Source organism: Streptomyces diastaticus subsp. diastaticus, from assembly GCF_011170125.1.
GTDB lineage: Bacteria > Actinomycetota > Actinomycetes > Streptomycetales > Streptomycetaceae > Streptomyces > Streptomyces diastaticus.
Genome location: NZ_BLLN01000005.1, coordinates 515,486 through 535,881 on the forward strand (window position 1 = coordinate 515,486; position 20,396 = coordinate 535,881).

Below are 20,396 nucleotides of genomic sequence, written 5' to 3' on the forward strand. Positions count from 1 at the left end.
CCTCTCCGCACTCGCTCGACTACTCACCGTAGCCGATCAGATGAACGGCTCGGCTTCGACGCGGCGATTCGGCCAGAGGAGGGCTTGATCTCAACCATGCCCGGCCACCGGTCTCCCGCTCCCGCCGGGCCGTGCACCCCGTCCGGGTGGGCGCGGCCGCCGGGCCGGGGCAACTTCCGGGCCGTTGTCAGTGGCCGGGGTCACACTGGGCCGGGCCGGAAGGGCGAACTTCGTGGAGGTGGCGGGATGTCCGAGGTACTGCTGGCGGTCGGGACACGCAAGGGGCTCTTCCTGGGCCGGCGCCGCGCGGGCGCCTGGGAGTTCGAGGGCGCGCACTTCACCGGCGAGGCGGTGTACGCGGTGGGGCTGGACACCCGCGGCCCGGTGCCGCGCGTCCTGGTGGGCGCGGACAGCGCGCACTGGGGCCCCTCGGTCCTCCGCTCCGACGACCTGGGCGCGAGCTGGCAGGAGCCCGCCTCCCTCACGGTGCGGTTCCCCGAAGGGACGGGAGCCTCGCTGGAGCGCCTCTGGCAGCTCCAGCCGGCCGGTCCGGAGGCGCCGGGCGTGGTGTACGCGGGTGCGGAACCCGCCGCGCTCTTCGCCTCCCGGGACGGCGGCGACACGTTCGCACTGGTCCGCTCCCTCTGGGAGCATCCGACGCGATCCCGCTGGCAGCCGGGGGGCGGCGGCGAAGGGCTGCACACGGTGGTGACGGACCCCCGGGACGCGGACGCGCTGACGGTCGCGGTCTCGGCCGCCGGAGTGTTCCGCAGCCGGGACGGAGGTGCGAGCTGGGCCCCTTCCAACAGGGGCATCTCCGCGGACTTCCTCCCGGGCCCCGACCCGGAGTTCGGCCAGTGCGTGCACAAGATCGCCCGGGACGCGGCCGACCCGGACCGCCTCTACCTCCAGAACCACTGGGGGGTCTACCGCAGCGACGACGCGGGCGCCCACTGGTCGGACATCGGCGGGGCCCTCCCCTCGGACTTCGGATTCACCGTGCTCGCCCACCCCTCCCGCGCGGACACCGCCTACGTCTTCCCGATCGCCGCGGACAGCGACCGCGTCCCGGCCGGGCACCGGTGCCGCCTCTTCCGCACCACGGACGGCGGCGCGCACTGGGAGCCCCTGTCCCGCGGCCTCCCCACGGAGGACCACTACGGCACCGTGCTGCGCGACGCCCTGTGCACCGACGGCGCCGACCCCGCGGGGATGTACTTCGGCAACCGCAACGGCGAGCTGTACGCCAGCGCCGACGAGGGCGAGAGCTGGCGGCAGTTGGCCGCCCACCTGCCCGACGTGCTGTGCGTACGGGCGGCGGTGGCGGGGTGAGTCCGCTTTAGGACCCCAGGTACCGCAGCACCGCGAGCACACCGTGTCGGTGAGTTCGGTGGGGAAGAGCCTCCAGTCGGTCTTCGACAAGCTGGAGCTGACGCCGACCTCCGGCACAGCCGGTGAGGGCCTCGCGGGGGCCGAGGCTGTCCGGGGCGGTGGGGTGGACGCGCCAGGCCACTTCACGGAGTTCCGTGAGGAGTTCCCGAGCCTCCCGGTGCGCCTGCTCGGTCATGTGGTCCGTCCGGGTGCCTCCTGGCTCGTGGGGAGGCGGCGCCCGCCCGGTGCCGCGCCGCACCGGGAGGGCCGGAGGTGCGGCGCGACGGCGGTGGGCGGTTCACCGTCGGGCCGGGTGAGGTGTTCCGTGATGTCCCGGGCCCGGGGCGGAGGCGGTACACCCCCGCGTTCCGTCTACGGCAGCCGCCAGTCGACCGGTGCGGCGCCCTGCTGCGCGAGGAAGTCGTTGGTGCGGCTGAAGGGGCGGGAGCCGAAGAAGCCGCGGTCGGCGGAGCGCGGCGACGGGTGGACCGACTCGATGACCGGGTAGTGGCTCAGGAAGCGGCGCAGGCCGCGGGCGTCCGAGCCCCAGAGGATCGACACCAGAGGTCTGCCGCGCCCGGCCAGAGCGCGGATGGCCTGCTCGGTGACCTCTTCCCAGCCCTTGCCGCGGTGCGAGCCGGGCGAGCCCGGACGGGTCGTCAGGGCTCGGTTCAGCAGCAGGACGCCCTGGCCCGTCCAGGGGGTGAGGTCGCCGTTGGAGGGCTGCGGCAGTCCGAGGTCGCTCTGAAGCTCCTGGAAGATGTTGACCAGGCTGGGCGGGAGTCTGCGGACCTCCGGAGCCACCGCGAAGCTCAGCCCGATCGGCATGCCGGGGGTCGGGTAGGGGTCCTGCCCGACGATCAGGACGCGTACCTCGTCGAAGGGCTGCTGGAAGGCGCGCAGGACGTGCGGGCCGGCGGGCAGGTAGGTGCGGCCGGCGCCGATCTCCGCGCGCAGGAACTCCCCCATCGCCCCGACGCGACCGGCCACCGGTTCGAGGGCCTTCGCCCAGCCCGCTTCCACCAATTCATGCAAAGGTCGTGGTGCCACGAGGGGGACTCTAGCGACCCTCCGCCCGTCACCCCACACCGAGCCGTCCCAGCGGGACGCGAACGGTCCGGTGGCGCTACCCTTCGTCCTCGTCGCCGCCGTCCGGCCGGTCCGAGGAGAGGGAGGGGAACCCGTTGCGCCCGGTGAACACCCCATGCACACAGCAGACTTGCCTCCGCGTCGGCACACCGGCCCGGTGGGCGCGATGACGGGCGGCGGCGCGGCAGCCCCTCGCACCCGCTTCGGAGCTGTCCTCGGGGTCGACTCGGGCGGCTCGGGGCTCCGCGCGGCGCTCGCTCCGGTGGGCTCCCCCGAGGACGCGGTGACGGCCACGGGCACACACCCGGTGCGGACCTCGGCGCGCGGCATCGACGCCGGTCACTTCATGGAGCTGCTGCTGCCGCTGGTACGGGATCTGCGGGAGCGCGCGCCCTCCGGCGGCGAACCCCCGGTGGCCGTCGCGGTGGGGGCGGCCGGGATGGCGACCCTCGGCGACGACCTGCGGGCCGGGCTGCCGGACGCGCTGGCGGCGGGCGGCGTGACCGGGCCGCTCGCGCTGGCCGCCGACGCGGTGACCGCGTACACGGGGGCGCTCGGGGTAAGGCCGGGGGCGGTGGTCGCGGTGGGCACCGGGATGATCGCGCTCGGCACGGATCTGCGCGCGTGGCGGCGGGCGGACGGCTGGGGACACCTGCTGGGTGACAGCGGTGGGGGCGCGTGGCTGGGACGGGCGGGCCTGGAGGCGGCGTTCCGGGCGTTCGACGGGCGCGCGGGGGGTTCGAAGGCGCTGCTGACCGCGGCCGAGGAGCGGTTCGGCGCCCTGCCGGGGATTCCGGCCCGGCTCTACCCCCGCCCGGACCGGGCGGCGGTGCTGGCGTCGTTCGCGCCGGACGTGGCCCGGTGCGCGCGGGAGGGCGATGCGACGGCGGCGGCGCTGCTGACCGAGGCGGCGGGTCACATCGTGGACGCCGTCGAGGCCGTGCTGCCCCACCGGGACGGCGGCGAGGTCGCGTGCACGGGAGGACTCCTGCGGCTGGGCGCCCCGCTGACCGTGCCGCTGGGCGAGGAGCTTGCGCGCAGGCTGCCTGGGGCGCGGGTGGCGCCGCCGGCGGGTGATCCGCTGCACGGGGCCGTGGTGCTCGCCTCGGCGCTGGCGACGGGGGCGCAGGACCTGCCCGTGGACGGGCGGCTGCTGTGGTGCTCGACGGGCGCGGAGTCGGGCCGGGACGGAGCCAGACCCTGAGGCGCGCCGGGACACGCCCCGGAGTGGCACTTCCGCGACCTGGAGTTGTCACCCGTGAGCCGGACAACAGGGCCGTGTGACCGCAGAGTTCACCACATCGGTGCACACGACCGCAAAAAGGGCGCCCGAACCGGGCACTTGGAACGGATAAATCCGGACGGATGCCGTACTGCCGCACCCTCCCCGAACAGGGGCGGACCGAAAGCCAGTAGCATGCGGCGCCATGAGCTCCCCCACTGGGCCCGCTTCCGGCCTGCCTGTACGAATGCCGCGACCCCGCCAGTCCGGTCGGCACCGCCGTCCGGAACCGGTGGTGGCTCCCGAGGGCGCGCCCGCCCTCGTCCTCGCCGTGCCCGGGGTCCCCGGCGCACCCACCCGCAGTCTTGCCGAGGAGGTCGTGAGCATCGCCCGCGCCGAGCTTCCCGGCCTCGATGCGCGCATCGGTTTCCTGGAGGGCGACGACGAGGAGTTCCCGACGCTCCAGTCGGTGCTCGCGCACGCCGCCGAGGAGCGGACCGCCCGCGCCGAGCAGGCCCGCGCCGCCGGGGTCGAGGCGGCCGACCCGGACGGCCCGGCCGCCGTGGTCGTGCCGCTGCTGGCCGGTCCGGACAGCGCCCTGACGCGCCGCGTCCGGCAGGCCGTGATCGACAGCCGGGCCCCGGTCGAGCTGACCGACGTGCTCGGCCCGCACCCGCTGCTGGCGGAGGCCCTGCACGTGCGGCTCTCGGAGGCCGGGCTGGCCCGGGCGGACCGGGCGCGGCTGTTCACGGTGGCGACCGCGGCCGACGGCATCATCCTGGCGACGGTCGGCGGCGAGGAGGCCGTGCAGGCGGCCGGGATCACCGGGATGCTGCTGGCCGCGCGGCTGGCGGTGCCGGTGATGGCGGCCGCGCTCGACCAGGAGGGCGCCATCGCGGCCACCGCGGAGCAGCTGCGCTCCTCGGGTTCCACACAGCTCGCCCTGGCGCCGTACCTGATCGGTCCCGAGCTGGGCGACGGTCTGCTGGACGTCGCGGCGAAGGAGGCCGAGTGCGCCTCGGCCGAGGCGCTGGGGGCGTACCCGGCGATCGGCAAGCTCGCGCTCGCGCAGTACACGACGGCGCTCGGCATCACGCCGCAGCCGGCACCGGGGGTCCCCGCTCACTGAGGCGGCCGGCTCATGGTTCGGGCCCGCTCCCCCTCATTGGGGGGGGGCGGGCCCGAGGCCGTTGCCAGGTCAGCCGAAGAGGACGCAGGAGGCGGCCGGAGCGGGCACGGAACCCGCGAAGGCGGGGGTGCCGGAGTCGGGGTCGACGGTGAACCAGGTGACGTCGCCGGAGCGTTCGTTGGCGACGTAGAGCAGGCCCTGCGGGGAGAGGGCGAGGTCGCGGGGCCAGTGGCCGCCGCAGGGCACGGTGGTGAGCAGCCGTGCGGAGTCGGCGGCGTCGAGGGCGAGAACGGAGAGGACGTCCTCACCGCGGGTGGCGGTCCACAGGAAGCGGCCGTCGGGTGAGACGACCACTTCGGAGGGGTAGGCGTCGCCCGCGGGCGCCCCGGAAAGGACGCTCGCCTCACCGACGGGCAGCAGGTCACCGCTGCCGGCGTCCCAGCGGCAGAGGGTGACGGTGGGCGTGAGTTCGTTGAGGACGTAGACGTGGCCGCCGTCGGGGTGGAAGGCGAGGTGGCGGGGGCCGGAACCCGGGCGGAGCGCGATCTCGCGGTGCAGGGTCAGCATGCCGTCGCGCAAGCCGTGCACGCGCACGGAATCCGTGCCGAGGTCGACGGCGACCAGCCAGCGGCCGCTGGGGTCGGGGACGACCTGGTGGACGTGGGGGCCCTGCTGGCGCTGCGGATGGGGGCCCGAGCCGTGGTGGTTGAGGACGTGGGCGGCGGGAGCGGGGGTGGCGTCGGCACGCAGCGGGAGGACGGAGACGCTGCCCGAGCCGTAGTTGGCGGTGAAGACGCGGCCGCCGTGCACGCTGAGCTGGGTCGGGCCCTCCGCGGCGACGGGGGCGGGTGCCGCGAGCAGACGGGCCGTGCCGCCGGCCGGGTCGAAGGCGGCGACGGCGCCGTCGGCGGTCTCGCTGACGGCGTAGAGAACGTCACCGCCCGGCCCGAGCGCGAGGTAGGAGGGGTCGGGGACCTCGGCGGTGGCTCCGAGGACGGTGAGGCCGCCGTCGGCGGCGACGGCGGCGGTGACGACACCCGCGCCTCCCGCCGCCGTGAACGACCCGATGTACGCCCTTCCGGTCTGCGTTCCGCCGTCCACTGGCCGTTCCCCTCTCAGCAGGTGTCGCGCCGGTCGGCGCGCCCGCGACGTTAGCAGGTCTAGACCATGGCGCACCCGGTCCGCGCCGTCCGTGGCACGGACGGTCGCCGCTCGGGACCGTGCCACCTCTCGGCACCGGCCCCTGCCCGGCTCCCGCCGAGAGGAACACCATGGCACAGAACGATGGAATGAGCGGTTGTCGGGCTTTTCGGCCCACGTCGACTCGGTGGCGTCTTCATGGCCTGGGCGGCGGTGCACCTGATGTGCGCCCCCCGTTACGGCTACCCGTACCACCAGGGGCCGGCCGGGCGGCATCGACTTCGGCTCCGAACAGCTCCCGGCGTACCGCGACTTCCTCCACTTCAGCCACCACCTCGGCATGACCTGCCAGCTCTCCGACACCGATGTGACCGACTCCGCCGTCCGCGCCGGGGTGCCGCGGCACTGCCTGCTGTCGTACGTCCTCGGGACGGGCGTCCGGGCCACCGCCCTCAACCGGGTCATCGGCATCGCCGGAGGGTGGGGGCGCCGCCCCTCACCGGGCGGCGAGGGCGGGGCGCCGGGGCCGGCCGCGCAGCGGTTCGGCCAGCTCCGCCAGCGCCCGTTCCAGCCCGTGCAGGTGGGCGAGGGCCGGTTCGTCGGCTGCCGGGCGGGCCGGGTGCCTCGGCGGTCCGGTCACGGTCGTCCCGTTGACGGTGAGGGCGCGCACGGCGGCCTCCACGCGGGCACAGGCCACGGTCAGGCGCTCGGTGCGGGAACCCTCGGGGCCGGCGGCGACGGAGGCGAGGCCGCGCGCCTCCCGGCCGCAGGCGTCGAGCAGCGCGAGCACCCGGCGGGCCCGGGTCCTGCGGTGCCCGAGCGGGCTCAGCGGGTGGACGAGCGGCGCGACGGAGAGGCGTACGCGCCCCAGCAGGACCTCCAGTTCGGCGACGCGGCCGGCGGGATCGGCGGTCGGGGAACCCGCGAGCCGGCCGGCCGCCTCGACGGCGCAGAGGTGGACGCAGTGCAGGGTGCGCCGGATCCAGGCGTCGGTGGTCGCGTGCGTGGTCACGGGCAGGACGAGGAGCACGGCCAGCGCGGCTCCGGCGGCGCCCGCGAGGGTCTCCAGGAGACGCAGCGCCAGCAGGCCGGAGTCGACGGTGCCGAGCGTTCCGTAGAGGACACCGACCAGGACGGTGACGAAGAAGATCATCCAGCTGTAGGAGACGGCGGCCACGTAGAAGATCCCGGCGACGCAGAGGGCCACCAGGACGGCCGCCGCGGCCGGCTCGCCGTGGAGCGGGACGGCGACGCCGAGGCCGGCGACGACGCCCGCGGCGGTCCCGAGGACCCGCCGGAAGCCGCGGACCAGCGTCTCGCCGCGCGAGGCGGTGTTGACGAAGATCCACCAGACGGTCCCGACGGCCCAGTACCAGCGCTCGTGGGACAGCGCCTGGCCTGCGGCGAGCGCCAGCCCGCCCGCCACCGTCGCCTGCACCGCCTGCCGGGTCGTGGGGCGGCGGAGGCGGCGGCCGCCGAGCGGCGCGGGGGCGGGCCGGGGCGCGGGCAGGCGCCGCTCGTAGCACCAGAGGCCGAAGCGGACCGCCGACGAGGTGAGCAGGGCCAGGGCGACAGCGGCGTACAACCCGGGCAGCTGGGCGGGGACGGCGTGCAGGAACTGCGCCAGGAAGAAGCACATGAAGGCGAAGATGCCCAGCGCGTTGCCGCGCGGGCCCCACCGGCGGGCGTACACGCCGAGCCCGACCACGGCGAGGAAGGCCAGGTCGCGCGGGAGCGGCCGGTCGTGGAGCAGCACCGCCAGCGCCAGGACGGGACAGCCGGCCGCGGGCAGCAGCGCGGTGGTGAGAGCCTGGCCGCGCACGGTCGGGTCGGCCACGGTGAACAGGGCGAGGAGCGCGGCGAGTCCCCCGGCGACGGCCATGGTCAGCGACTGCCCGGCCGTCCCGGAGACGGTCGCCGCCAGCCCGATGCCCAGCACCGCCCGCCCCGCGCCGCGCAGCCGCAGCAAGCCCGGGTCGGGGGCGACGAACATCCCGGTCAGTGTCGTGCCGAGCGAACCGGCCACACCGGCTCCCCGGCTCGTCGCCCGGCCCGCACCGCTCTTCGTCCGCTCCACCGTGCGCGTCCACCCCTCTCCGAGACCGGCACCGCGGGCACCGGTCGGCCTTACGGCATCGAAAAGGCGCCGCCGGCCAAGACGGCTTCCTCGCCGCCCGGGCACGCCGCGGCGCCAGTTGGACAACCAGAGAAGCATCCCGCCTGGCAGTGGCTCAACCGGAGTCCGGAGCAGTGGGCCATTGGTACAGTGTGGACGGGAAAGCCTGTACCACGAGGAGGCCAACGGACCATGGCGGTCGACGAGCTGGACACCCGCATCCTCACGCTGCTGCTGGAGCGGCCGCGGACCAGCGTGCGCGAGTACGCGCGCCTGCTCGGCGTGGCCCGGGGCACCCTCCAGGCCCGGCTGGACCGGATGGAACGGGACGGCGTCATCACCGGCACCGGGCCCACCCTCTCCCCGGCGGCGCTCGGCCATCCGGTGCTGGCCTTCGTCCACGTGGAGGTGACACAGGGCCGCCTCGACGAGGTCGGGGACGCGCTGGCCGAGGTGCCGGAGATCATCGAGGCCTTCTCGATCACCGGCGGCGGCGACCTGCTCACCCGGGTCGCCGCGCGGGACAACGCGCACCTGGAGGACGTCATCCAACAGCTCATCAGCCTCCCCGGGGTGGTGCGGACCCGTACCGAGGTGGCGCTGCGGGAGAGGGTGGCGCACCGGGTGCTGCCGCTGGTCGCCTCCGTCGGCCGGAGGTGACCCGGACGGCGGGACCGCCTTCTGCCATGCTGGGGCCATGGCGAACGTGACCGAGGCCGCGCTCCCGGCGGTCGTCCTCGATCTGGACGGCACACTGGTGGACAGCGAACCCAACTACTTCGAGGCGGGCCGGGCCCTGCTGGAGGAGCACGGGGTCCCCGGCTTCACCTGGGCCGACCATGAGCGGTACATCGGTGTCAGCACCCACGAGACGCTCGCCGACTGGCGGCGCCGGTACGGGCTCAGTGCCGCCCTGGACACCCTGGTGGCGGAGTTGGACGACCGCTACCTCGCACTGGCCCGGGCCCACACGCCCGTCTTCGAGCAGATGACGCTGCTGGTGGAGCGGCTGCACCGGGCCGGGGTGCCGATGGCTGTCGCCTCCGGCTCCTCCGGTTCCGCGATCACGGCCGTCCTCGCCGCCACCGGCCTCGACGGCCTGGTGGGCCCGGCGGTCTCCGCCGAGGAGGTGCCCCGGGGCAAGCCCGCCCCGGACGTCTTCCTGGAGGCGGCCCGGCGACTGGGCGCGGCCCCCGTGGACTGCGTGGTGATCGAGGACGCCGAGCCGGGCGTGGCGGCGGCGCTGGCCGCACGGATGCGCTGCGTCGCGGTGCCCTCGGTCCCGGTCGCCCCCGACGACCCGGTCTTCTCCGCGGCGGGGCTGCTCTTCCCGGAGGGACAGGCGTCGTTCCGCGCGGCGGAGACGTACGACTGGATCATGCGCGTCCCGGCTGTCTGAGACCCCACCGCCGGCCCGGCCGTCGTCAGCTCACCGCTCGGGCGCCGGCGTGGCGTCGCCGTCGGCTGCCGCACCCTGATTCGCGGGCAGTTCCGCCTCCCTCCCGGCGTGCGGCAGGTGCGGCGGGGCTTCGGGGGCGGGCGGGGTCCGTCCGTCGTACCGGTAAGGGCCGAGCCCCCGGAAGAGGGCGGCGCAGAGCAGGCAGGCGGCGGCCAGGGCCAGCATCGCCGGGGTGTAGGAGCCGTGGCTCTCGCGGCTCACACCGATGGCGGTGGCGGCCACCGCCCCGCCGATCTGGAAGACGGAGAACGCGACGCCGTAGATCCGGCCGAAGGCCCGCCGCCCGAAGTAGCGGGGCACCAGATAGCTGAGCACGTCGAACTCGGCGCCGATCAGCATTCCGGCGAGTGCCGCCGCGAGCAGGGCCGCGGGGACGTTCGGCCCCGCCGCGAAGAGCAGCACGGCGCCGACACCGCCGAGCAGATGGACCGTCATGACCCGCGCCGCCGTGAACCGGTCCAGCAGCCAGCCGGTCACGATCCTGGCCACCACGAGCGCGAGCCCGAGCGCGACGGGCACCAGGTTGGCGGTCCGCGGGGCGATCCCGGCGTCCAGCAGGAGCGGGATCTGGTGGACGACGACCCCCGTGCCGACCGCGCCGAGCAGCAGGAACGCGCCCAGGACGAGCCAGAACGGCCGCCGGGTCGCCGCCGCGCCCAGCGTGTCGCCGACTGCCTCGGCGCGTGCGGCGCGCGGGCTCGGCTCGACGAGGAGGAAGCAGGCAGCCGGGAGGGCCACGAGCGCGGTCGCGCCGAGACCGAGGAAGGCCGCCCGCCAGCCGAACGCGCCGATCAGCGCCGCCGCCAGGACGGGGACGAGCACGGTCCCCACGCCGATGCCGCAGTTGGCGACGCCCAGGGCGAGGCCCAGCCCGCGGTCGAACCAGCCGGCGGTGACGCGGAGGTAGGAGACCGGCCACAGCCCCGTGCCGCAGAGCGGGATGAGCACCCAGGCCGCGTAGAACACGGGCAGGCTGTCGGGCAGCAGGGACATCGCCGCCAGGGCGAGCGCGAAGAACGGCGCGCTGCACAGGACCACCCGGCGGCCGCCGAACCGGTCGACCAGCACGCCCTGCACGGGGGAGACCACGACGACGGTGAGGCTCAGGAGGGAGGCGCCCAGGCCGATGGCGGGGACGCCCCAGCCGAACTCCTGGTGCAGCGGGGCGATGAACATCCCGAAGGTCATCACCGCGAGCACGCTGGGGCCGCAGGCGAGACCGAGCGCCGAGCCCACCGCCGTACGCCACCCCGCCGCCGGTCCGCCAGGAGGTGCGTCGGCCGTTCCGGCGCACACCGCCGCTTCCTCCGTCCGCTTCCGCTTCTCCGTCCGCAAGGGCCGCCCTCCTCGGTTCCGCGTGGCGGGGTTCCGGCCCGCGCGACGCCCGTCGGGTCGTCCCGCCGTGCGGCGGGCGGGCGCCGCGACGATCCTGGCGCGGGGCGGCGCGGCGCACCGGCGAACACGCCGCCCGTCACCCGGACGTGGCACGCGCGCCCGTCAGGACCCGCGACGGCGCCGCCGCGCCGTCACGGGCGGCCGAGCACCACGGCACCGTGGAAGGGGTCCGAGGAGACGGCCGACATCTCCTCCAGCGCGGCATCGGCGACGGGCAGCAGGTGGGCGTCGACCCAGCTCTCCCCCCGGTCCGCCCCGGCCCACGGGTCGTCGACCACCAGGGCGCCGGGCACGGCGCCGTGGACGAGCACCCAGTGGGGCACGTCCCAGCCCTGCATCGCGGTGAGTGAAACGAGGAGCAGCACCTGCTCCCCCCGCCCGACGGCGCGTCGGATCTCGTCACTGGAGAGCGGCCGGGCGTCGACCGGGACGCCGGTCTCCGCCGCTTCCGTCCGGGACACGCGCTGGAGGTCGGCGCGCCACTCCCGTTCGTCCTCCGTGAGGTGGTCGAGCAGAACGGGCCGGTCGGTGTCGAGGTGGACGCGGACCGGGCTGCCCGGCCAGGTGCGCCGCACCGCCACGCCCAGCCCGACCGGCTCGCAGACGGGGAAGTTGGTCGCGCCGCGCCACAGGGTCAGCTCGGCCCGCCGGCCGAGCGCCGCCTCCGGCAGGGTCCCCCTGTGGGCGTGGGCGACCAGGGCCGTGACGGCGCCGCACGTGAAGTGCGTGGTCTGGCCGTAGTACGGGGGGCCGGTGACGGTGGCCCCGGCCAGCCAGCGGACGTACCCGGTCTCCGGTCCGGCCCCGTCGGCCACAGGCGGCGGGCGCAGTGGTGTGAATCCGGCGGCAGCGGCGTCCTCGGGGCGCGTCGTCCATCCCTCCCACTTGACCTGGGCGAGTCCGCGGTGCCGGGCGTGGGCGACGACGGCCTCGACGGCGGCCGGCACGTCGCCGACGGCGTCGACGATCTTCAGGTAGGAGGTGTGGGGGCGGGCCGTCACCAGCGCGGCAGCCCTCCACCGGCCGTCGTCGTCCGGTACGGCGACGAGGTGCGGTGCGTGGGCGGAGCGGTCGAGGGCGCGCCAGCGCTCCGGCACCTCTCCCCCGAGCGGCGCCAGCGCCGCCGGCGGGGCGTCGGACTGGAAGGGGACGACGACGCTCCGGGCGGTCGTTTCCCGAGGGGGCGGCATTGCGGTGCTCCTGACGGGTCGAGGCGGGCGCAAGGAAGGGGTGGCGCACGGCGTCACGCGCGGGACCTGCGCAGCACTTGGACGAAGTACGGGGCTCCGACCAGGGCGATCATCAGGCCGGCCGGAAGCTGGGCGGGGGCCACGAGGGTGCGGCCGAGGGTGTCGGCGACGCACACCAGGACACCCCCGAGCAGCATCGCCACCGGGATCGCGCGACCGTGCCGGGCGCCCACCAGGGACCGGGCGAGGTGCGGGGCGACCAGCCCCACGAAGCCGACGACCCCGACGGCGACCACGCTGACCGCCGCCAGCACCGCGGCGACGGCCAGGGCGGCGACGCGAGTGCGCTGCACCTTGACGCCGACGATGCGCGGGGTGTCCTCGTCCACGGCGAGCAGGTCGAGCCGGCCCCGGATCGCGTACAGCGCGGGCAGCGCGAGCGCCAGGGCGACGGCGACCGGGACGACGTCGGGCAGAGTGCGGCCGTAGGTGGTGCCGGAGAGCCAGGTGAAGATCCGCGGTGTGTTGTACGGGTCGGCGCGCAGCAGCAGGAAGGTGGTGACGGAGGTGAGGGCGTAGCCGCAGCCGATGCCGATCAGCACGAACCGGTCCGGCGCGAAACCGCCGCGCCAGGCAAGCAGGGCGATGACCGCGAAGGTGGCGAGTCCCGCCGCGACCGCGACCAGGATGAGCACCGGGCGTCCGCCGGGCAGCCCCGAGGTGACGACGGCCGCCGCGCCCAGTCCGGCGCCCGCCGTGATGCCGAGGACGCCCGGCTCGGCCAGCGGATTGCGGACCACGCCCTGCACGACGCATCCGGCCAGTCCGAGCGCGGCCCCGGCGAGGACGGCGGCGACCACGCGTGGCACCCGGTCGTCGAGCGCCTGCCCGATCAGCTCGGGGGCCGTCCCGCTGATCCAGAGCCCGAGGTCGCCGGTGCGCAGCCACAGGCTTCCCGCCAGCACGGCGACGAGGACCGCCCCGGCCAGGAGCAGCACCCCGCCGGAGACGACCAGGAGGAAGCCGCGGCGGGAGCGGGCGGCCACCTTCGCCACCGGGGGCTGCCGGACCGGGCCGGTGTCCCGCAGGCGCAGCGCGAGCACGACGATCACCACGGCGCCGAGCAGCGCCGTGGGTACGCCGGTGGGGATGGCGGCGGCTCCGTCCGCGCCCTGGATCGCGCGCAGCAACGCGTCGGCGAGCAGGATCAGGAGCGCGCCGAGGAGTCCGGCCGCGGGCACCAGCAGGACGTGGCGGCCGAGCGCGCTGACCCGCCCGGCGATCAGCCGGGCCAGGACGGGGGCACCGAGGCCGACGAAGGAGATCGGGCCGGCCAGGGTCACCGCGGTGCCGGTCAGCACGACCGCGCAGACCACCGCGGTGACCCGGGTGGCTCGGACCGGCACGCCGAGGGTGGACGCGGCGTCGTCCCCGAGGTTCATCACGTCCAGCCGCCAGGACAGGGCCAGGGCGACCCCCAGCACCAGCGCCACCAAGGGCAGGGCGCGCGTCGAGGCGTCGATGTTCAGCTGCGCGAGCGAACCGCTGCCCCAGGCGAAGAGCCCGGTGGTGTTCTGGCCGAACAGGACGAGGAGCATCCCGGTCGCCGCGTCGAGGGCCATCGCCGTCGCTGATCCGGCCAGCACCAGGCGGGTTCCGGTGGTCCCCGCGGCCCGGCCGGCGAGGAGCAGGACGAGGGCGGCGGCGACCAGGCCGCCGGCGAGGGCCGCGGCGCCCGACGCCCACAGGGGGACGGTGAGGCCGAGGGCGGCGACCAGCGTCAGCGTGAAGTGGGCCCCGGCGGTGACCGCGAGCGTGTCGGGGGAGGCGAGCGCGTTGCGCGTGACGGACTGCAGGAGGGCCCCCGCGCAGCCGAGGGCGAAGCCCACCGCGACGCCCGCGAGCAGGCGCGGCAGCCGTGAGCCGGTGAGGATCTCCCCGACGGGCGCCCCGCCGGTCCGCTGTTCGCCGAGGAGGTGGCCCACCAGGTCGCCGAAGCCGACGCCCGAGGTGCCCTGCGTCAGGTGCCACAGGCCGGCCAGGACGGTGGCGAGGAGAAGGACGGCCAGGACGGCCACCCCGGCGGGCCCGCCGCCGCGCCCGGTGCGCGGCAGCGGGTCCGTCAGGGGGGCCGTGGTCCGGGTTGCACTCACTTCTTGTCGAGGACGTCGACGTACGCGTCGATCGCCTGGGCGCAGGAGCGGGGCCCGCCGGCGCCCCAGACCCGGGCCGGGAAGGAGTGCGCGCGGCCTTCCTTGACGGCCGGGATGCTCTTCCAGACCGGGTTCTTGCCGAGCGCCTCGACGTATCCGCCGGCGCCTTCGTCGTTGGCGTGGAAGAGGTTGGCGTCACCGACCGCGGCGAGGCCCTCCACGTCGGTCTGGGCGAGGCCGTAGGAGGGGTCGACGCCGCCGTCGCCGTGGTCCTTGTCGACCTTCGCGTTCCAGGCGGGCTTCATGCCGAGTTCCTTGCCTATCTCGGTGAACAGGGCGCCGTCGCTGTAGGGGCGGATGGTGAGGTTGCCGCCCTGGAGCCAGCCGTCGAAGAAGAGGAAGTCCTTGGTCGGCAGCTCGGCGTCGGCGACCTTCTGCTTCGCCGTCGCGAGGTGCTCGTCGAACTCCTTCAGCACCTGCTCGGCGCGCTCGGTGCGCCCGGTGGCCTCGCCGATCATGCGGAACACCTCACGCATGTTCCCGATCGGGTCCTTCGGGTCCGCCCCGCGGGTGGCCATCACGGGGACGCCGCGCTTCTCCAGCTTGGCGATCATCTCGTCGTCGGCGTCGAACGCCTCCACGACGATGAGGTCGGGCTCGGCCGCGTAGAGGGTGTCGAGGTCGGGCTCCTCGCGGGTGCCGATGTCGGTGACCCCGTCGGGCAGCTTCTCCGCGCTGACCCAGGTGCTGTACCCCTTGGCGTCGGAGACCGCGGTGGGGGTGACGCAGAGGGTCAGCGCGTCCTCGACCTGCTGCCATTCGAGGACGGCGATCCGCTCGGCGGGCCTGTCGAGTTCGACCGTGCGGCCGACGCCGTCCTCGAAGGAGACCGGCTTCGTCGAGGTGGCCGTGGTGTCGTCGGCGCAGCTCTCGGAGGCGGGGGCCGCGTCGGCGCTCGCGCCGGCCTTGTCGACCTCGGTCGTGCCGCAGGCCGTGGCCAGCAGGAGGGCGAGCCCGGTGGTGGCTGACGCCGCCAGGCGACGGGCACGGTTCATGGAAGGATCCTCTTTCTGTTCGATGCGGGGGGGCGGGGCACTGGGCGGCGGCGGGGCGCCGCGTCAGGAGGGGTGCCGCCCGACGGGGTCGATGCGGAGGCGGCCGGTGCGCGGGTCGGCGCTGACCTCGACGCGGATGTCGTAGACCTCGGCGATGTTGCCGGCGGTGAGGACCTCGGCGGGCGCGCCGGCCGCGTGGACGCGTCCGGCGCGCAGCAGGACGAGGGTGTCGGCGACGCGGGAGGCGTGGTCGAGGTCGTGCAGGACGACACCGACCGCGATGCCGTGCTCCGTCACCAGGTCGCGCACCAGGTCGAGCGTCTCGATCTGGTAGCGGAGGTCCAGGTGGTTGGTCGGCTCGTCCAGGAGGACGACGCCGGTGTCCTGGGCGAGGCAGGCGGCGAGCCAGACGCGCTGCATCTCGCCGCCGCTGAGCTCCCCCACCTGGCGGTCGGCCATGTCGTGTACGCCGGTGACGCCCATGGCATGGCGGACGGCGGCCCGGTCCTCGGCGGTGGCGCCGGCGAAGCCGCGCCGGTACGGATGGCGTCCGAACGCGACGACCTCGCGGACGGTCAGGCCCTGCGGCGCGGGCCGGGACTGGGAGAACAGCGTGACCTCGCGGGCGAACTCGCGAGAGCTGAGCAGGGCCGTGTCGCGCTCGGCGGGCTCGCCGGGGGCGCCGAGCGCCACCCGGCCGCCGTCCAGGCGGTGCAGCCGGGCGAGCGCCCGCAGCAGCGTGGACTTGCCGCTGCCGTTCGGCCCCACCAGAGCGGTGGCGCGGCCCGGCTCCAGGGACAGGGAGACGCCGTGCACGACCGGGGTTCCGCCGTACCGCAGCAGCAGGTCGTGTCCGTGGAGGGCCGCCGGAGCGGCGGGGCCGGCGCCGGGGCGGCCGGCGCGCGGGAAGGGGGTGGTGAACATGGCGGGGTCCGGAGGGTTCGGAGGGTCGGGACTGCGGCACCCTCCGTCCAGCCGTCACCGGCCGGGCCGCGCACGGGAGCACCCGTGCGCGGCGAGCAACAACTAAGGGTCACCTAACTCCGAGAAGGTTAAATTCCGCTCGCCGTGTCGACAATCAGGAGTTCTGGACACCCGGTACGGGATTCCGGACATGCCCCACTGTGCCGTCGGCGGCCGGGAAGAAGGCGCCCGGGGTGGTGCCCATGACCCGCCGGAAGGCGGCGATGAAGGAACTGGGCTGCGCGTAGCCGAGCACCTCGGAGACCGTCGCCACGTCGTGGCCCCCGGAGAGGAGGATCAGGGCGCGGTGGGCTCGCAGGAGTTGCCGCCACTGCGCGAAGGAGAGACCCGTCGTGTGACGGAAGGCGCGCGTGACGGTGCGCTCGCTGGTCCCCAGCTCGCGGGCCCACTCCTCCAGCGAACGGCCGTCGCCGGGGTCGTCCAGGAGCGCCCCGGCGATCGGGTCGATGCGCGGGTCGCCGGGCAGCTGCAAGGCGAACTGGCGGTCCGAGGGCTCGAGCACGTCGAAGACGACGGCCTCCGCCCGTGCTCTGGCCGCCGCCCGGAGATCCGTTCGGGCCAGATGGGCGAGGAGCGACTCCAGCAGCGGCGTCATGGTGATCGCCACCGGCTCCCGGAAGGCGAACGGCGTGCGCTCCGGGGCGAAGAAGGCGTCGTGGAACTCCGCGCCCGCCGTCGCCTGGCCGCCGTGCACCGTTCCGGCGGGCATCCACAGCCCGTGCCCCTCGGAGACGGTGAAGATGCGGTCCGCCACACGGGAGGTCAGCGTTCCCCCGCGGACCCAGACGAGTTCGTGCAGGGGATGCGCGTGCGGCGACCACTCCGTGGGGACACGGGGAATCCGGGACTCGGAGAGGATCGCGAAAGGGCCGGGCGCCTGCACCGGGAGCGCGACCGCCCGGCGCACCTCGGTGCCCTCCTCGCGCCGCCACATCCCGGGGCTCGCCTCGCCAGGGGACGGACGGACCATACGGCCGAGTCTAGCGGCCCCGCACCGGCGCCAGGCCGCTGGCCTGCGACGACCCCGGCGGAGTTCGGCGCCTCACCGCGCGGCCGGCACCGAAGCCCGGGCGCGTTAGCCCGTTACGGCCACCGGACTTTCCCCGTCGGTGCTTCTGTGGACAGGATGCTTCCCGGGGGAAACGGCCGGACGACTCGAGGGACGGACATGGCACAGGGCTTCTCCCGGGAACCCGGTACCCAAGGACCGCTCACGGACGTCCCCGAGCCCGCCGCGCGGAAGATCACCCTGTGGGCGGGCGCCATCGCCCTGGGCGGGTTCCTCTTCGGCTTCGACACCGGGGTCATCTCCGGCGCCCTGCTCTACATCAGGGACGACTTCGCGCTCAGCTCCTTCCAGCAGAGCAGCGTCGTCAGCGTCCTGCTGATCGGGGCGGTCGTCGGCGCCATGCTGATCGGGGCACTGTCCGACCGGATCGGCCGGCGCCGGACCCTCGGCCTGATCGCCGTGGTGTTCCTGGGAGGGACAGCGCTCGTCACCTTCGCCGACGGCTTCCTCGTGCTGCTGGCCGGCCGCATCGTGCTCGGACTGTCGGTCGGGGCGGCGTCGGCGACGGTGCCGGTCTACCTCTCGGAGATCTCTCCCCCGGCCGTCCGCGGGCGACTGCTCACCCTCAACCAGCTGATGATCACCGTGGGCATCCTGGTCGCGTACCTCGTGAACCTCGCCTTCGCCGCCGGCGAGCAGTGGCGGGCGATGTTCGCGGTCGGCGCCGTGCCCTCCGCCCTGCTGCTCGCCTCCACGCTCTGGCTGCTGCCCGAGTCGCCGCAGTGGCTCATCACCCACGGCCGCGCCGAGGCGGCCCACCGGGGCATCACCGCGCTCCTCGGCAAGGCGGCGGCCGAGGAGGTGGTCGCCCGGGCCGAGCGGCGGATGGCGGAGGACCGGGAGGCGAAGAAGGACGGGCAGGTGGAGCAGGGAGCCAGGCGGCTGCTCGCGCCGGACGTGCGGCCCGCCCTGGTGATCGGCCTGACCCTCGCGGCGGTCCAGCAGTTCGGGGGCATCAACACGATCATCTACTACGCGCCCACCATCATCGAGCAGACCGGGCTCACCGCCTCGAACTCGATCCTGTACTCGGTCTGCATCGGCGTCATCAACCTGGTCATGACCGTGGTGGCGGTCCGCCTGGTCGACCGTGTCGGGCGGCGCCCGATGGTGCTGGTGTCGCTCGCCCTGATGGCCGTCTCCGTCTTCCTGCTGGGCCTGTCGTTCGTCATCGAGCTGGGCTCGGGGCTGACGCTGCTGTTCATGGTGGTGTACATCGCCGCCTACGCCGGCGGTCTGGGCCCGGTGTTCTGGACCCTGATCGGCGAGGTGTTCCCGCCCGCCGTCCGCGCCGAGGGCTCCAGCGTCTCCACCGCCGTCAACTGGGTGTCCAACTTCGCCGTCAGCCTCACCTTCCTCCCCCTCGCCTCCGCGCTCGGCCAGGGCGAGACCTTCTGGATCTTCGCCGCCATCTGCCTGGCCGCCCTCGCCTTCGTCGCCAAGTACCTCCCGGAGACGAAGGGCCGCGACGCCGATCAGATCGACCGGGCCCTCCACCGGCGCTTCGGCTCTCCCGAGCCGCGCCCGTGAGGTCAGGACACCGCCCGCCCGCCGGACCCCGGAAGGACGAGACCCGTTGAGAGAAGACATGCAGTACACGCCCTTCGACCTGGAACCGGCCGACGCGCTGGTGCTGTTCGGCATCTCCGGCGACCTGGCGCACAAGATGCTCCTGCCCGCCCTCTACCACCTCACGGCGCGCGGTGACCTCACCGTGCCCGTCATCGGGGTCTCCACCGCCGACTGGGACGACCAGGCGCTACGGGCGCACGCGCGGCAGGCCGTGACGGAGACGGTCCCGGACGCCGACGAGGAGGTCCTCGACCGGATGGCGGGGCGGCTCTCCATGGTCAGCGGGGACTTCACGGAGGACGACACCTTCGCCAAGCTCCGTGAGGCGGTGGAGGGGTTCGGCTTCGTGACGTACTACCTGGCCACTCCGCCGGCCCTGTTCACCACCGTGGCCGCCGCGCTGGCGGGAGCCGGCCTGAACCACCACGCCCGCCTCGTCGTGGAGAAGCCGTTCGGGCACGACACGGCCTCCGCGGAGCGGCTCCAGGAGGAGCTGAGCCAGTACTTCGACAGCGCCCACCTGCTACGGGTGGACCACTTCCTCGGTTCCGAGGCCGTGGAGGGTTTGATGGTGGCCCGTTTCGCCAACACGCTGCTGGCCCCCATCTGGCACCGCGCCTACGTGGACAACGTGCAGATCACCCTGGCCGAGGACTTCGGGGTCGCCGACCGGGGCCCGTTCTACGACGCGGTCGGCTGTGTCCGCGACGTCGTGCAGAACCATCTGCTGGAGATCATGACCTACCTGGCGATGGAGCCGCCGAGCGTCACCGACCCGTCCGCGCTCGGCCTGGAGAAGTGGCGAGTGCTGAGCGCCACCCGCACCATGGACCTCGCCGACACGGTGCGCGGGCAGTACGACGGGTACCAGGGCGTGCCGGGTGTCGCACCGGACTCCACCACGGAGACGTACTTCGCGACACGCCTGTTCATCGACAACTGGCGCTGGGCGGACGTCCCCTTCTACCTGCGCAGCGGGAAGTCGCTGGCCGTCACCGCCACCGAGGTCGTCGTCGAACTGCGCAAGCCGCCGCTGGAACTCTTCGGCGCGAAGAGCGGGGGCACACCCGCCGACATCATCCGCTTCCGCGTCGACGGCGACACCGGGATCCGCGCGGAGCTGATGCTCCGCAAGCCGGACGCCGACGGCACACCGGTGACCGTGCCCGTCGGCGTCGACTTCGAACAGGTGCTGGGCCGACAGCAGTTGCCCTACGAGACCGTCCTGCTCGGTGCGACGGCGGGCGACGCCGAGTACTTCGCCTTCTTCCCCACCATCATGGAGTCCTGGCGGATCGTCGGCCCCGTCCTCGACCCGGCCCGGCCTCCGCTCCCCTACCCGCCCGGGAGCTGGGGCCCGCCCGAGGCCGGCCACCTCCCGGGCCTGAAGCGCTGGCACCAGCCGTCGGCACGCCTCTTCGACGACGGGTGACCCTGGGCGAGGGCGCCCGC

Annotated in this window: 16 protein-coding genes and 1 pseudogene; 8 read left to right on the forward strand and 9 right to left on the reverse strand. The window is 74.7% G+C overall.

From position 1 onward, the window contains the following. The first annotated feature begins 246 nt into the window (after positions 1 to 246). Positions 247 to 1,332, forward strand: coding sequence for a WD40/YVTN/BNR-like repeat-containing protein (locus Sdia_RS19910; protein WP_189499913.1), 1,086 nt, complete (start codon positions 247 to 249; stop codon positions 1,330 to 1,332). 411 nt (positions 1,333 to 1,743) lie between these two features. Here Sdia_RS19910 and Sdia_RS19915 read toward each other — a convergent pair whose 3' ends face one another. Continuing rightward, on the reverse strand, positions 1,744 to 2,421 hold the full coding sequence (locus Sdia_RS19915; RefSeq protein WP_100453818.1) for a uracil-DNA glycosylase: 678 nt from the start codon (positions 2,419 to 2,421) through the stop codon (positions 1,744 to 1,746). A gap of 205 nt (positions 2,422 to 2,626) precedes the next feature. Here Sdia_RS19915 and Sdia_RS19920 point away from each other — a divergent pair, with 205 nt between their 5' ends. Continuing rightward, positions 2,627 to 3,664, forward strand: coding sequence for an N-acetylglucosamine kinase (locus Sdia_RS19920; RefSeq protein ID WP_115069335.1), 1,038 nt, complete (start codon positions 2,627 to 2,629; stop codon positions 3,662 to 3,664). 223 nt (positions 3,665 to 3,887) lie between these two features. Continuing rightward, positions 3,888 to 4,811 carry a sirohydrochlorin chelatase gene (locus tag Sdia_RS19925; protein ID WP_100453816.1) on the forward strand — a complete coding sequence of 308 codons (924 nt, stop codon included), beginning with the start codon at positions 3,888 to 3,890 and terminating at the stop codon, positions 4,809 to 4,811. Between the two features lie 69 nt (positions 4,812 to 4,880). On the opposite strand, the gene Sdia_RS19930 is transcribed toward Sdia_RS19925, so the two are convergent. Further along, on the reverse strand, positions 4,881 to 5,912 hold the full coding sequence (locus Sdia_RS19930; RefSeq protein ID WP_115069334.1) for a lactonase family protein: 1,032 nt from the start codon (positions 5,910 to 5,912) through the stop codon (positions 4,881 to 4,883). Between the two features lie 313 nt (positions 5,913 to 6,225). Between Sdia_RS19930 and Sdia_RS30290 the strand changes: the two are divergent. Next, positions 6,226 to 6,336, forward strand: a pseudogene (locus tag Sdia_RS30290) (DUF1345 domain-containing protein); the annotation flags it as partial. Between the two features lie 111 nt (positions 6,337 to 6,447). On the opposite strand, the gene Sdia_RS19940 reads toward Sdia_RS30290, so the two are convergent. Further along, positions 6,448 to 7,944 (reverse strand): FUSC family protein, encoded by a 1,497-nt coding sequence (locus tag Sdia_RS19940; RefSeq protein ID WP_164495037.1) that lies wholly within the window; start codon positions 7,942 to 7,944, stop codon positions 6,448 to 6,450. 315 nt (positions 7,945 to 8,259) lie between these two features. Here Sdia_RS19940 and Sdia_RS19945 point away from each other — a divergent pair, with 315 nt between their 5' ends. Then, positions 8,260 to 8,727: an Lrp/AsnC family transcriptional regulator gene (locus Sdia_RS19945; RefSeq protein ID WP_100454389.1), complete on the forward strand. Its 468-nt coding sequence runs from the start codon at positions 8,260 to 8,262 to the stop codon at positions 8,725 to 8,727. 37 nt (positions 8,728 to 8,764) lie between these two features. Next, positions 8,765 to 9,466 (forward strand): HAD family hydrolase, encoded by a 702-nt coding sequence (locus Sdia_RS19950; protein WP_100453814.1) that lies wholly within the window; start codon positions 8,765 to 8,767, stop codon positions 9,464 to 9,466. Positions 9,467 to 9,496: 30 nt separating this feature from the next. Here the strand turns inward: Sdia_RS19950 and Sdia_RS19955 are convergent, their stop codons facing one another. The 6 genes from Sdia_RS19955 to Sdia_RS19980 all read right to left on the reverse strand — a co-directional run bounded on the left by Sdia_RS19955 (position 9,497) and on the right by Sdia_RS19980 (position 17,237). Beyond that, positions 9,497 to 10,861: an MFS transporter gene (locus Sdia_RS19955; RefSeq protein WP_189499912.1), complete on the reverse strand. Its 1,365-nt coding sequence runs from the start codon at positions 10,859 to 10,861 to the stop codon at positions 9,497 to 9,499. Between the two features lie 191 nt (positions 10,862 to 11,052). After that, a complete protein-coding gene (locus Sdia_RS19960; RefSeq protein ID WP_100453813.1) occupies positions 11,053 to 12,111 on the reverse strand; it encodes a peptidase C39 family protein in 1,059 nt (352 codons plus the stop codon). A gap of 53 nt (positions 12,112 to 12,164) precedes the next feature. After that, complete coding sequence (locus Sdia_RS19965; protein WP_229830422.1) at positions 12,165 to 14,237, reverse strand: iron ABC transporter permease; 2,073 nt, start codon at positions 14,235 to 14,237, stop codon at positions 12,165 to 12,167. A 23-nt stretch (positions 14,238 to 14,260) separates the two neighbouring features. Then, on the reverse strand, positions 14,261 to 15,319 hold the full coding sequence (locus Sdia_RS19970; RefSeq protein WP_115069331.1) for an iron-siderophore ABC transporter substrate-binding protein: 1,059 nt from the start codon (positions 15,317 to 15,319) through the stop codon (positions 14,261 to 14,263). 63 nt (positions 15,320 to 15,382) lie between these two features. Further along, complete coding sequence (locus Sdia_RS19975) at positions 15,383 to 16,243, reverse strand: ABC transporter ATP-binding protein (protein ID WP_115069330.1); 861 nt, start codon at positions 16,241 to 16,243, stop codon at positions 15,383 to 15,385. Between the two features lie 154 nt (positions 16,244 to 16,397). Continuing rightward, entirely contained in the window at positions 16,398 to 17,237 is an 840-nt protein-coding gene (locus tag Sdia_RS19980; protein WP_115069329.1) for a helix-turn-helix domain-containing protein, read from the reverse strand. Between the two features lie 234 nt (positions 17,238 to 17,471). On the opposite strand from Sdia_RS19980, the gene Sdia_RS19985 reads away from it, so the two are divergent. Beyond that, entirely contained in the window at positions 17,472 to 18,902 is a 1,431-nt protein-coding gene (locus Sdia_RS19985; RefSeq protein ID WP_115069328.1) for a sugar porter family MFS transporter, read from the forward strand. A 46-nt stretch (positions 18,903 to 18,948) separates the two neighbouring features. Then, complete coding sequence (zwf, locus tag Sdia_RS19990; RefSeq protein ID WP_189499910.1) at positions 18,949 to 20,376, forward strand: glucose-6-phosphate dehydrogenase; 1,428 nt, start codon at positions 18,949 to 18,951, stop codon at positions 20,374 to 20,376. Positions 20,377 to 20,396: the final 20 nt, after the last annotated feature.

Excerpts from the sequence above, each read along its gene's own strand:
- Sdia_RS19910 (WP_189499913.1), top strand. The coding sequence starts at position 247 with ATGTCCGAGGTACTGCTGGCGGTCGGGACACGCAAGGGGCTCTTCCTG.
- Sdia_RS19920 (WP_115069335.1), top strand. The coding sequence starts at position 2,627 with ATGACGGGCGGCGGCGCGGCAGCCCCTCGCACCCGCTTCGGAGCTGTC.
- Sdia_RS19925 (WP_100453816.1), top strand. The coding sequence starts at position 3,888 with ATGAGCTCCCCCACTGGGCCCGCTTCCGGCCTGCCTGTACGAATGCCG.
- Sdia_RS19940 (WP_164495037.1), bottom strand. The coding sequence starts at position 7,944 with ATGTTCGTCGCCCCCGACCCGGGCTTGCTGCGGCTGCGCGGCGCGGGG.
- Sdia_RS19945 (WP_100454389.1), top strand. The coding sequence starts at position 8,260 with ATGGCGGTCGACGAGCTGGACACCCGCATCCTCACGCTGCTGCTGGAG.
- Sdia_RS19950 (WP_100453814.1), top strand. The coding sequence starts at position 8,765 with ATGGCGAACGTGACCGAGGCCGCGCTCCCGGCGGTCGTCCTCGATCTG.
- Sdia_RS19960 (WP_100453813.1), bottom strand. The coding sequence starts at position 12,111 with ATGCCGCCCCCTCGGGAAACGACCGCCCGGAGCGTCGTCGTCCCCTTC.
- Sdia_RS19970 (WP_115069331.1), bottom strand. The coding sequence starts at position 15,319 with ATGAACCGTGCCCGTCGCCTGGCGGCGTCAGCCACCACCGGGCTCGCC.
- Sdia_RS19975 (WP_115069330.1), bottom strand. The coding sequence starts at position 16,243 with ATGTTCACCACCCCCTTCCCGCGCGCCGGCCGCCCCGGCGCCGGCCCC.
- Sdia_RS19980 (WP_115069329.1), bottom strand. The coding sequence starts at position 17,237 with ATGTGGCGGCGCGAGGAGGGCACCGAGGTGCGCCGGGCGGTCGCGCTC.
- Sdia_RS19985 (WP_115069328.1), top strand. The coding sequence starts at position 17,472 with ATGGCACAGGGCTTCTCCCGGGAACCCGGTACCCAAGGACCGCTCACG.